We start from the raw sequence: 12,193 nt of genomic DNA on the forward strand, positions 1-12,193 counted from the left end.
CTTAACTATGCAGTATCGCCCCATTCTGGTGCGTCAATTGCACCGCGATGATGCAACTTAGCCAGGCGCGCACCAGGAAAAAGCACGCCTTTACAAGCGAACCGCCAGTTAATCTGACGGCCCGTGTTACCGGGCCGTCGCGTTACCGATGAGTATCAATCGCCATAGACATTAAAGTTGAAGTATTTCTTCGCCATTTTGTCGTAGGTGCCATCTTTACGCAGCTCGGCGAAAGCCTTATCGAATGCCGCTTTCAGCTCGGCGTCATCCTTGCGCAGGCCAATGCCGGTGCCGTCGCCGAAATATTTCTTATCTTTCACCGACGGGCCGGCAAAATCGTACCCTTTACCGGCCGGCTGTTTCAGAAAGCCTTCGCTGGCGGCCACTTCATCCTGCAAAGCGGCATCCAGGCGACCTGCCGTCAGGTCGGAGTAGATCAAGTCCTGGTTCTGGTAAGCCACCACGTCCACGCCCGCGTTGCGCCATTTTTCATTGGCATACGCTTCCTGCGTGGAGCCTTGCAACACGCCCACGTGTTTGCCTTTCAGCGAGTCGATGGTCGGCTGAATGGGCGAGCCTTTCGCGGCGATCAGACGGGAGTCGGCAGCGTAGAGCTTGTCGGAAAACGCGATTTCCTGCTGACGTTTTTCGGTGATGGAGAGTGAGGAGATAATGGCGTCGATTTTCTTCGCCTTCAGAGACGGGATCAGGGAGTCAAAGTCGCTGCCAACCCAGGTGCATTTCACCTGCATGCGCTTGCACATCTCGTTGCCAAGGTCGATATCAAAGCCGACAAAGTCGCCCTTCGCATCTTTTGAAGAGAACGGCGCATAGGTGGCATCCGTACCAATACGAACCGTCTGTGGGAGCGCTGCGAATACGCTCGACGCGCCAGTCAGGCCGAGCAGTAAAGACAGAGCGAGCACCTTCTTCTTCATACATTACCCTCAAGTTTGCTGATTTTATTATCTGTTGCGTTGTGTTGTGTTGTTGTGTGTAACAGCTATCGTATTGCACTTCTCATGCCACTTTTCTGCGCCTGAAAATTGCGCCAAATAATGTTAATGGAAGGTTGCAACAACGTTATCTGAGGGAAAGATAGCACTCCCCGCCTCGGAATCTCAGCGGGAAAAGCAAAAAGGTGGGATTAATTTTGCAGGATATGATCGCTGTTACAGAATCGCCCCAAAATGAGGCGCGCCGCACGGTATTGCACGTTGTTGGCGCAGCTTACCGCGATCAGGCGCCCTGCCAGCGGGCGAAAAGATCTTCCGGCAGCGTAATGTCAAACTGATCCAGCACCCGGTTAACGGTCTGGTTAATCACGTCGTCCAGGCTTTGCGGACGGTGATAAAACGCCGGCATTGGCGGCATAATCACCGCGCCCAGTTCCGCCGCCTGGGTCATCAACCGCAGATGGCCCAGGTGCAGCGGCGTTTCGCGTACGCACAACACCAGCGTCCTTCTCTCTTTCAGCACCACGTCCGCCGCGCGGGTAAGCAGCCCGTCGGTATAGCTGTTAACAATGCCGGAAAGGGTTTTAATCGAACAAGGCAAAATGACCATGCCGTCGGTTTTAAACGAACCGGAAGAGATGCTGGCGGCGATATCCCGGGCGTCATGCACCACATTCGCCAGCGCCTGCACTTCGCGCAGGGAAAAATTCGTTTCCAGCGACAGCGTCTGGCGCGCCGCCTGACTCATCACCAGATGGGTTTCAATTTCCGCAAGGTTCTGCAATACCTGCAACAGGCGCACGCCATAAATCGCGCCGCTCGCCCCGGAAATGCCCACTATGAGTCGTTTCATGCTATCGCCCCTGCTTTGATGTTGCGCTGACTTTGCCGCAAGACGCCGCGAGATGCAAATCTGCCGCCCCTGAAAAACAAAACGCGAACTGAAAAGTTCGCGTTTTATCAAAGTGAAGCGGAAAGCTTAGCCTTCGTTATGCATCTCGAGGTTTTCCACTTCGTTCTGCCGCATCACCGCTTTGGCGTCGTCGTTACGCAAGGAATCCAGGTATTCCAGATAGTTGTGATCCACATCTTTGGTCACATACACGCCGTTAAACACAGAGCATTCGAACTGCTGAATGTCCGGGTTCTCAGCGCGCACCGCCTCGATCAGATCGTTGAGATCCTGGAAAATCAGCCCGTCGGCGCCGATAATCTGGCGAATTTCGTCCACTTCGCGACCGTGGGCGATAAGCTCATTGGCGCTTGGCATATCAATGCCGTAAACGTTCGGGAAGCGAATCTCCGGCGCGGCGGAAGCGAGGTAAACCTTTTTCGCGCCCGCTTCGCGCGCCATCTCGATAATCTGCTCAGAAGTGGTGCCGCGTACGATGGAGTCATCCACCAGCAACACGTTCTTATCGCGGAACTCGGCGCGGTTGGCGTTAAGCTTGCGGCGCACCGACTTACGGCGCAGATGCTGACCCGGCATGATAAAGGTGCGGCCCACGTAGCGGTTTTTCACAAACCCCTGGCGGTACGGCTTGTCCAGAATGCGGGCGATTTCGAGCGCGATATCGCAGGAGGTTTCCGGGATAGGAATAACCACGTCGATATCCAGATCTTCCCACTCGCGGGCGATTTTCTCGCCGAGCTTTTTGCCCATGCCCACGCGGGCGCTGTAGACAGAGATCTTGTCGATGAACGAGTCCGGACGCGCGAAATACACATATTCAAACAGGCACGGGTTGCTCACCGGGTTATCCGCGCACTGGCGGGTAAAGAGCTGGCCTTTTTCGGTGATGTAAACCGCTTCGCCCGGCGCCACGTCGCGCAGGAACTCAAAGCCCAGCGTATCCAGCGCCACGCTCTCAGAAGCGACCATATACTCGGTGCGGCCGTCGCCCACGTCACGCTTGCCCAGCACCAGCGGACGGATGCCGTTCGGGTCGCGGAAAGCGACCATGCCGTGGCCGATGATCATCGCCACGCAAGCGTAAGCGCCGCGAATCAGGCGATTGGTGGCGGCGATGGCGGCGAAAATGTTGTCCGCTTCCAGCGGATAGTGGCGAAAGTTATCTAATTCGCTCGCAAAAATATTCAGCAGAACTTCGGAATCGGAGGTGGTGTTGATATGGCGGCGCTTTTCCTGGAACAGCATTTTGCGCAGCTCATGGGCGTTGGTCAGGTTGCCGTTGTGGGCAAGCGTGATGCCATACGGGGAGTTGACGTAGAACGGCTGCGCCTCGGAAGCGCTGGAGCTGCCTGCGGTCGGATAGCGCACATGGCCGATGCCCATATTGCCCTGCAGACGCTGCATATGGCGGGCTTCGAATACATCATTCACCAGACCGTTTGCCTTACGCAGACGGAAGCAGTTGTTAGCATCAATGGTGATGATGCCTGCGGCATCCTGCCCACGGTGCTGAAGCACCGTTAACGCGTCATAAATCGACTGGTTTACCGGCATAACACCGGCGATACCGACAATACCGCACATGTTGTCTTTTCCTCAATTCAAAGCCTGCCCCCGGCACGATTACCGGGGTAAGAAACTTGACGAGCTTTGCAGGTAATCAAAAAACCACCTGATGATGAAACTGAATTGCGGAATGAGCTGCGACTTTTGCCAGTCTTCGCTTTTCGACAGGCCGGTAAAGGTATCCAGAAAGAACAGAATGGCGGCGACAATCAGCACTCCTCGTAAAGCACCGAAACAGATCCCCAACACCCTGTCTGTCCCCGACAGGCCGGTTTTCTCCACCAGCGCGCCAATCACATAGTTGACCACCGCACCGACGATAAGCGTCGCGATAAACAGCACCGCGATAGCAATCCCATTTCGTACCAGTTCGTCCTCAAAGCCAGTGAACCAGACTGCCAGGTAAGTGTAGTAATGGCTGGCGACAAAGAAAGCACAGCCCCACGTCACCAGTGATAACGCTTCCCGCACAAACCCGCGGATAAGGCTAATCAGACAGGAGAAGCCGATCACCGCAATAATGGCGTAATCTATCCAGACCATGAATGTGTCCCACGATAAATCGCCCTGACGTCCAGTTCGGGGCGCATTCTAACAGAAAAAGAAAACGTTTGCGTAGGGTTTCCTTATCCCACTTCAATAAAAAATGGCGTTGAAAAAAGATTCAACGCCATTATCCCGCGCGCCGCGGTTAAGGCCCGTTTCGCTTACTTATTGCCCTGACCGCTTCGCTGGCGGCTGGCCGATTCACGCGCCTGGCCGGCGCGCTTTTATCAGTTCACGCTATAGTTCATCACCACGCCATTAAGGCCGGAAATCTTATTCAGTTCGCCAAGCGAACCTTTAAGCTTATCTTTTGACGCTTCCGGGCCAACCAGGATGCGGGTGATTTTCCCCGCCACCGGCGTTGAAGGCGAGGTATAAACGCGATAGCCGCTGGCGCGAAGTTTACCAACAATTTCATTTACTTTGTCGGCATTTTTCAGCGCGCCCAGCTGCACCACGTAGGCTTTACCGGCAGGCGGCGCTTCCGGTTTGTTCTGGGTCGGCTTCGCGGCAGGCTTTTCCTCTTCGCTCAGCATCGCCAGCTGCTCATCGGTTTTATCGCGCTGCGGTTTGCCCTGCGGCTTCTCTACCGGCTTAGGTTTCTCAACCGGCTTCGGTTTGGGCTTCGGCTGCACCTCTTCCGGTACTTCGTCAATGCCCGCGCCGGTTTCCGCCGGCAGGCGCGTGGTATCAATAGAAGAGGTCGCCGCGTTGCCCGCCCTCACCTCTTCCGCCGCCCCTTCCGGCGGCTGAGCCGGCAGCGCCTGAGTGGCCGCCGGCAGCATATCGGGTTCGTTCGTGTCGCCTGGTTTCGGCACCAGAGGAATAGCGGCGAACTCATCCTGATAATGCTTTTTCTTTCCGTCAAGCAGCCCGGGCAGCACGATTACCCCGAGCGCCACCAGCACAATGGTTCCCACTAATCGGTTCTGAAACTTACTCGCCACCGGTTCTCCCCGCGTCCATCTCTTCCATTACCTGCGCTACCGTGTGGAACGACCCACACACCAGCACCGTATCTGACGCCTGCGCCTGCGCCATCGCCGCACGCCAGGCCTGGGCCACGCTTGCGAAAACCTCGCCTGCGCCGAGATGCTCAATTAACTGCTCTGCGCTGGCGCCACGGGGCCCTTCCAGAGGGGCACAATACCAGCTATCGACTACAGGCTCCAGACAGGCCAGCGTCCCGGCGATATCTTTGTCATGCAGCATGCCGATCACCGCCAGCACCCGGCCGCGCGTTGGCAACTGACGCAGGCGTTCGGCCAGGTAAGCCGCCGCATGAGGATTATGCGCCACATCGAGGATCAGGCGCGGGGAGTCGCTCACAATCTGAAAACGTCCCGGCAGCGTTGCGCGGGCAATGCCCTCGCGGATAGCCTCTTCGCTTATCGCCAGCCCACTTGCGCGCAGCGCGGCGAGCGCCGTGGCGGCGTTAGGCTGCGGCACCTGCGGCAGCGGCAGGTTTTCAAGCGCGCCCTGAGCGTCAGTAAACCGCCAGCCTCTTTCACTCACCTCATAGTTCCAGTCTGCGCCGAGGCGCAGCAGCAGCGCGCCTTTCTCCGCGGCCACGTCGGCGATGGTGTGGGGCATATCCGGCTCGCCCACCACGGCCGGTTTGCCCTGGCGGAAAACGCCCGCTTTTTCGCGACCGATGCTTTCGCGATCCGGCCCCAGCCAGTCAACATGATCGAGCGCGATGCTGGTGACCGCAGCCACATCTGCGTCCACCAGGTTAGTCGCATCCAGACGGCCGCCCAGCCCGACTTCAAGGATAACCACATCCAGCTGCGCCTGCTTAAAAAGCCACAGCGCCGAGAGCGTGCCGTATTCGAAATAGGTGAGCGAGGTTTCGCCTCGCGCCGTTTCGATTTCCGCGAAGGAGGCGGTATGGCGCGCCTCGGGCAATTCTTTGCCCTGCACGCGCACGCGTTCGGTATACCGCACCAGATGCGGGGAACTGTACACCCCGACCTTGTAGCCGGCCGCCATCAGCACCGCTTCCAGCGTGCGGCAGGTGGTGCCCTTGCCGTTAGTGCCCGCGACGGTGAAAACGAACGGTGCGGGTTTGGTTACGCCAAGCGCGGCCGCCACGCGGGAGACGCGCTCAAGACCCATGTCGATGGTTTTACTGTGCAGGTTTTCCAGATAAGAAAGCCACGTGGCCAGAGGCGACGTGGCTTGCGGAATAGATTGCTGTTCCATGATGCCCGTATCCTGGTTACGGTTCAGAAAAGAAAAAGGGCAGCGCCGGTGCGGCCTGCCCTTCAAGACTATCAGGCCTCTTGCTGACCCTGTTCCGGCGCGGGCGGAACCACGACCGCTTCGCGCGGCGCATCCGGGTTCGGCGCCGGCAGATTCATCAGCTTAGCCAGAATGCTGGCAAGCTTCAGGCGCAGCTCCGGACGGCGGACAATCATATCGATAGCGCCTTTTTCGATCAGAAATTCGCTGCGCTGGAAGCCCGGCGGCAGTTTTTCACGTACGGTTTGCTCGATAACGCGCGGGCCGGCGAAGCCAATCAGCGCTTTCGGCTCGGCGATGTTAAGGTCGCCCAGCATTGCGAAGCTCGCGGAGACGCCGCCCATGGTCGGGTCGGTCAGCACGGAGATATACGGCAAGCCGCGCTCCTGCATTTTCGCCAGCGCCGCAGAGGTTTTCGCCATCTGCATCAGCGACATCAGCGCTTCCTGCATACGCGCACCACCGGAGGCGGAGAAGCAAATCAGCGGGCAGTTATCTTCCAGCGCCTGCTCAACGGCGCGGACAAAACGCGCGCCAACGACAGAACCCATGGAGCCGCCCATGAAAGCAAACTCAAAGGCCGCCGCGACAACCGGCATCCCATGCAGGGTGCCTTTCATAACGATCAGCGCGTCTTTTTCGCCGGTCTCTTTCTGGGCGGTTGCCAGACGGTCTTTGTATTTTTTGGAATCTTTGAACTTCAGCACATCTTTCGGCTCAAGCTCACTACCCAGTTCCACCAGTGAACCTTCGTCCAGCAGGCTGTGCAGACGATCGCGGGCCGCCATGCGCATATGGTGGTCGCACTTCGGGCAGACCTCCAGGTTGCGCTCCAGCTCGGCGCGATAAAGCACCTGGCCGCAGTTGTCGCACTTGGTCCACACGCCTTCCGGAATGTTCGCCCTGCGGGTGGGGGTAATATTGCTTTTATTGAGAATTCGTTCAATCCAGCTCATTGATGACCTTTCTGCCTGAACCTGGTCGATGCCAGTTTTTCTGTGGGGGCGCATAATGCCATTTTTGCCCCCGACAGACCATAAATGCTGTTCATTAAACCATAACGGCCCGCGACTTTGGATAAAAAAGTGGTCGAACCGCTTATGGCCATTATTTTGACTGCCGCGCCGCGGCGCGCTTGTGGCGCACCACTTCATAAACGCCCGGCAAGACAGACGCGAGAATAATCAACACCATAACCACTTTCAGGTTTTCCTGAATCAACGGTATGGTGCCGAAGAAATAGCCAGCGTAGGTAAAGATAAGCACCCACAACAGCGCGCCAATCACATTATAGAAAGCGAAATGGCGGTAGGACATATGGCCCATGCCAGCGACGAACGGCGCGAAAGTACGCACAATCGGCACGAAGCGCGCCAGAATAATCGTCTTGCCGCCGTGGCGCTCGTAAAACGCATGCGTTTTATCAAGATAGCTCTGCCGGAAGATTTTCGAGTCCGGGTTGCTGAAAAGCTTCGCGCCGAACAGACGCCCGATAGTGTAGTTCACCGCATCGCCAAGAATAGCGGCAATCACCATCAGTACGACCATCAGATGCACGTTGAGATCGTTGGAAGGCAGCGCGGAGAGCGTCCCCGCCACAAACAGCAGCGAGTCGCCCGGTAAAAACGGCGTTACCACCAGCCCCGTTTCGCAGAACAAAATCAGGAACAGTATGGCGTAAACCCAGACGCCGTAGGCGGCCACCAGTTCGGCCAGATGCACATCGATGTGCAAAATAAAATCAACGATAAAGCGGATAGCATCCATCATGTTTTGCCTTCCTCAACAGCATTCAGTCAGCTAAAAAAAGGGGTCCCATCGGCGGTCTGGGCAGCGCGAAATGCGCCGGGTAGTCCACCGAAACCAGATAGAGCCCTTCCGCTTTCGCTGTGGCGGCGGCAAGGGTTCTGTCCTTCGCCGCCAGCAGTTCCGCCATCCAGGTTTCCGGCTGGTTGCCGCAGCCGATTTCCATCAGACTGCCGACGATATTGCGCACCATATGATGTACAAAAGCGTTCGCTTTGATATCCACCACCACGTAAGCGCCATAGCGCGTTACATTGATGTGCATCAGGTTGCGCCAGGGCGTACGCGACTGGCACTGCACGGCGCGAAACGAGGTAAAGTCGTTTTCGCCAAGCAGGCACTGCGCCGCCCGGTGCATACGTTCAGCGTCCAGCGGCTGGTGGTAATGGGTTACGCCCTGCTGCAACACCGCCGGGCGCAGGCGATGATTATAGATAACGTAACGATAGCGGCGCGCCGTGGCGCTAAAACGCGCGTGAAAATCTTCCGGCACATCTTTTACCCAGCGTACGGCGATGTCACCAGGTAAATTCGCATTTACGCCCAGCGTCCAGGCTGCGTCCTTACGCTGCGCCGTGGTTTCGAAATGCACAACCTGCCCGGTGGCGTGTACCCCCGCGTCGGTGCGCCCGGCGCAAAAGATGGTGACAGGCTCGTTCGCCACCTGCGAAAGCGCTTTCTCAAGCTTCTCTTGCACGCTTCGCACTTCCTGCTGACGCTGCCAGCCATAATATTTACTGCCGTCGTACTCGATGCCGAGCGCGATTTTCATTACCGGCTTTTCCAGACTTTCCGACATCAGTAGAAATACTCCTGAAGGAGTTTCTCCGCGGTTTTTACCGCCATCAGCGCGCCGCCAAAGCGGACGTTATCCGCCACCGACCAGAACTGGATCTGCTCCGGCATGCCGTAATCGTTGTGCACGCAGCCTACGGAAAGCTGAGCATTGCCGGATGCGTCGCCCACCTGCGTCGGGAACTCGCTCTCTTCAGAAAGGGCGATATCCTCGCCGCGCGCGAAGGCGTCGCGCGCCTCTTCCGCCGCCAGCGGGCGCAGCGCTTCAAAATTCACCATCTGCGCATGGCCGTAGAAAACCGGCGACTGCACAAGGCTTGCAGAGATAATCAGCCCCTCGTCTTGCAATACTTTACGGACTTCATCCACCAGACGGCGCTCCTGACGCACGCTGCCCTCGCTGTCTGGCAGCATCGGCAGCAGGTTAAACGCCAGCTGGCGGCCAAAGAAATCGTCTTCATCAATCGGAATGCCGTTGAGCAGCTTCGCGCTCTGCCCCGCCAGCGCATCCACCGCCGCCTTGCCCTGCGCGGAAACGGAAAGCAGGCTGGTGACCTGAATGCGGGAAAGGCCGCCTTCGTCAATCAGCGGTTTGAGCGCGCACAGCAGCTGGCTGGTCAGGCTGTCCGCCACGGCCACCAGATTACGGTTGCGGTAATCGGCCAGCACAAACGGGTTAACATCCGGCACGACCAGCGGCACATCCGGCTCCAGCGCGAACAGGCCGCTGGAGTCGATAACCAGACACCCCGCGTTAGTCGCCTCCTCCGCATAGCGCGCGGAAGCTTCGACGCCGGCAACGAAAAAGGCGAGCTGCGCCTGAGTCCAGTCAAACGCGTCGGCATCCTGAACCTGCACGCTTTTGCCTGCGAAACGCAGCGTTTCGCCCGCGCTTTCCGCACGGGCCAGAGGATAAAGTTCGCCCACCGGGAACTGACGCTCGGCAAGCAGTTCGAGCAGGGCCTCTCCCACGGCGCCCGTGGCGCCCAGTATGGCGATATTCCAGCCTTCAGACATGGTGGTTTACTCCAGACAATAAAAAAGCATTCCCCGCGCGCTACGGGCGGGGAATGAGAGAAAGTGGTTAACGGGCCGGATGATAAACAGCGTTAAAGCCAAGCTTTTGCAACAGTTCAGCGCTGGCGGCGTCGTCGCACTGCACATACAGAGACGACCATTCGCGGCGCTCAAGGTAGTTCTTGCGAAGCTTATCAAACTCACCCGGGATGCCCGCCACTTTACGCAGCGGCGCATCATCGCGGCGCACATCATACACCAGATGGATAAGTCTTTTTAGCGTTGCCTGATCGAGCGGCCCGTGCAGCGTAATGCGGCCAAACTCCGGCGCGGGAAGCAACGTATCGAGGGCAACCTGCTGCGCCTGGCCGATAAACGCGCTGAATGCTTCAAACACCTGCGTCGTGCCGCGCGCTTTGCCTTCCAGGGTGTAACCGGCGATGTGCGCGGTGCCGATGTCCACTTTATTCAGCAGGTCGAGGTTGAGTTCCGGCTCCGGCTCCCACACATCCAGCACCACGCTTAACTTCTGCCCTTCGTTCAGGCATTTCAGCAGCGCGGCGTTATCCACCACCGGCCCGCGGCAGGCGTTGATAAGAATGGCGCCGGGCTTGAGGCGGCGGATCAGCGCCTCATCGGCCAGATGCAGCGTTTTGTAAGCGCCTTCTTTATAAAGCGGCGTGTGGAACGTCAGGATATCCGCCTCATTAACCAGCTCGTCCAGCGGCCGGAAATCGGCGTCGTCGCCCCGCTCTGCGCGCGGCGGGTCGCACAACAGCGTGCGCACGCCCAGCGCTTCCAGCCGCGCCTGAAGGCGGGAGCCGACATTGCCGACGCCGACGATGCCGACGGTGCGGTCGGTAAGCGCAAAGCCGTCGCGCTCGGCAAGCCCCATCAGCGCGGAGAAAACATACTCAACCACAGCGATGGCGTTACAGCCGGGCGCGGCGGAAAAGGCGACGCCCGCCTCGCGTAAATACGCTTCGTCAACGTGATCGGTACCGGCGGTGGCGGTGCCGACGAATTTTATGCGTTTACCGGCAAGCAGGTCGCGGTTGACCTTCGTCACCGAGCGCACCATCAGCGCTTCGGCGTCGTCCAGTTCACTCTGCGGGATTGGACGGCCCGGCACCGCTTTTACCTCGCCAAGGCGGCTGAAAAGCTCACGGGCGTAAGGCATATTTTCATCAACGAGGATTTTCACGTTTCAGTACCTGTTTTGTGCGGGAGATAACCGGTAAGTGTGCCATAATCTCGCCGCCAGGCATACTTAACAGCCTGGTAATGTTTCGCGACAACGTCCGGTCAGTTAAGGATTATTGATGATGCAACCCATTCAGGGCGCTACGGCGCGCCCTCCCGGCGAGCCGCCCTCCGCACTTCCACCGCAAGAGCAGCCGCTTTCCACTCAGCAGCGCACCGTGCTGGAGCGCCTCATTACCCGCCTTGTTGCGCTGACTCAGCAACAGAGCGCGGAAGTGTGGGCGGGCATGAAGCATGATTTAGGGCTTAAAAGCGACGCCCCCCTGCTCTCGCGCCATTTTCCCGCTGCCGAGCAAAACCTGAACCAGCGCCTGACCAGCGCGCAGCAAACCCATGCCAACCGCCAGGTGTTGTCGCAGCTTACCGAGTTGCTGAGCGTGGGCAACAACCGCCAGGCGGCGAGCGATTACATTCGCCAGCAGTTTGGCCACACGGCGCTGAATCAGCTTACGCCGGACCAGCTTAAAAGCGTGTTGACGCTTTTACAGAATAATCAGCTGAATATTCCGCAGCCGCAGCAGCGCCCGGCCACCGACCGCCCGTTGCAGCCTGCCGAGCACAATACGCTTAACCAACTGGTGACGAAGCTTGCTGCCGCCACGGGCGAGTCGCCGAAGCTCATCTGGCAGTCGATGCTGGAACTCTCCGGCGTGAAAACCGGCGAGCTGATCCCGGCGAAACATTTCGCCCTGCTGACGACCTGGCTTACGGCGCGCCAGACGCTCGCCCAGCAGCCTTCGCCCACGCTGCACAGCGTGCAGGCCGCGCTGCGCCAGCCGATGGAGCCGCGGGAATGGCAAGAGATGAGCGATTACGCCCAGCAGCGCTATCAGGCCACGCCGCAAACTCTGCTGACCACCGCCCAGGTGCAGGATATCCTCAACCAGGTGTTTGTCCGCCGCGCCGAACGTTCGCCGGAAAGCCTTGAAGTGCGTAATATCCAGCCTATCTATAACCCGCTTATCGCCTCGGTTATCGAGCCGATGAAAAACCTCTCGGCCCGCCCGGGGCTAGCGCTGTTCGCGTTTGTCATCGTGCTGCTTCTGCTCTGGCTGGTTATCTAGCCGCAATAAAAAAGGCTCCCCGC

The 12,193-nt window shown here is 58.3% G+C and carries 12 protein-coding genes; 1 reads left to right on the forward strand and 11 read right to left on the reverse strand.

Features of this window, described 5'->3' with window-relative positions; genetic code table 11:
• Positions 1-155: 155 nt before the first annotated feature.
• The 11 genes from argT to pdxB all read right to left on the reverse strand — a co-directional run bounded on the left by argT (position 156) and on the right by pdxB (position 11,047).
• Positions 156-938: a lysine/arginine/ornithine ABC transporter substrate-binding protein ArgT gene (gene argT, locus MT962_RS19110; RefSeq protein WP_024556199.1), complete on the reverse strand. Its 783-nt coding sequence runs from the start codon at positions 936-938 to the stop codon at positions 156-158.
• A 301-nt stretch (positions 939-1,239) separates the two neighbouring features.
• Positions 1,240-1,809, reverse strand: coding sequence for a UbiX family flavin prenyltransferase (locus MT962_RS19115; RefSeq protein WP_024561364.1), 570 nt, complete (start codon positions 1,807-1,809; stop codon positions 1,240-1,242).
• A gap of 126 nt (positions 1,810-1,935) precedes the next feature.
• A complete protein-coding gene (gene purF / locus MT962_RS19120) occupies positions 1,936-3,453 on the reverse strand; it encodes an amidophosphoribosyltransferase (RefSeq protein WP_024556197.1) in 1,518 nt (505 codons plus the stop codon).
• 39 nt (positions 3,454-3,492) lie between these two features.
• A complete protein-coding gene (gene cvpA, locus MT962_RS19125; protein ID WP_024556196.1) occupies positions 3,493-3,978 on the reverse strand; it encodes a colicin V production protein in 486 nt (161 codons plus the stop codon).
• 230 nt (positions 3,979-4,208) lie between these two features.
• Positions 4,209-4,928: a cell division protein DedD gene (gene dedD / locus MT962_RS19130; RefSeq protein ID WP_247366226.1), complete on the reverse strand. Its 720-nt coding sequence runs from the start codon at positions 4,926-4,928 to the stop codon at positions 4,209-4,211.
• Positions 4,918-6,186: a bifunctional tetrahydrofolate synthase/dihydrofolate synthase gene (gene folC / locus MT962_RS19135; RefSeq protein WP_188724210.1), complete on the reverse strand. Its 1,269-nt coding sequence runs from the start codon at positions 6,184-6,186 to the stop codon at positions 4,918-4,920. The genes dedD and folC overlap by 11 nt, the downstream gene beginning before the upstream one ends.
• Positions 6,187-6,257: 71 nt before the next feature.
• A complete protein-coding gene (accD, locus tag MT962_RS19140) occupies positions 6,258-7,181 on the reverse strand; it encodes an acetyl-CoA carboxylase, carboxyltransferase subunit beta (RefSeq protein ID WP_024556193.1) in 924 nt (307 codons plus the stop codon).
• Positions 7,182-7,332: 151 nt separating this feature from the next.
• Positions 7,333-7,992 (reverse strand): DedA family protein, encoded by a 660-nt coding sequence (locus MT962_RS19145; RefSeq protein WP_028020010.1) that lies wholly within the window; start codon positions 7,990-7,992, stop codon positions 7,333-7,335.
• A 25-nt stretch (positions 7,993-8,017) separates the two neighbouring features.
• Entirely contained in the window at positions 8,018-8,830 is an 813-nt protein-coding gene (gene truA / locus MT962_RS19150; RefSeq protein WP_247366227.1) for a tRNA pseudouridine(38-40) synthase TruA, read from the reverse strand.
• Positions 8,830-9,843: an aspartate-semialdehyde dehydrogenase gene (locus MT962_RS19155; RefSeq protein ID WP_024561728.1), complete on the reverse strand. Its 1,014-nt coding sequence runs from the start codon at positions 9,841-9,843 to the stop codon at positions 8,830-8,832. The genes truA and MT962_RS19155 overlap by 1 nt, the downstream gene beginning before the upstream one ends.
• Positions 9,844-9,910: 67 nt before the next feature.
• Positions 9,911-11,047, reverse strand: coding sequence for a 4-phosphoerythronate dehydrogenase PdxB (gene pdxB, locus MT962_RS19160; RefSeq protein WP_024558234.1), 1,137 nt, complete (start codon positions 11,045-11,047; stop codon positions 9,911-9,913).
• Positions 11,048-11,168: 121 nt separating this feature from the next.
• Here pdxB and flk point away from each other — a divergent pair, with 121 nt between their 5' ends.
• Positions 11,169-12,170 carry a flagella biosynthesis regulator Flk gene (gene flk / locus MT962_RS19165; protein ID WP_024561727.1) on the forward strand — a complete coding sequence of 334 codons (1,002 nt, stop codon included), beginning with the start codon at positions 11,169-11,171 and terminating at the stop codon, positions 12,168-12,170.
• Positions 12,171-12,193 lie beyond the last annotated feature (23 nt).

The organism is Franconibacter sp. IITDAS19 (assembly GCF_023079515.1).
GTDB classification, from domain to species: Bacteria; Pseudomonadota; Gammaproteobacteria; order Enterobacterales; family Enterobacteriaceae; genus Franconibacter; species Franconibacter pulveris.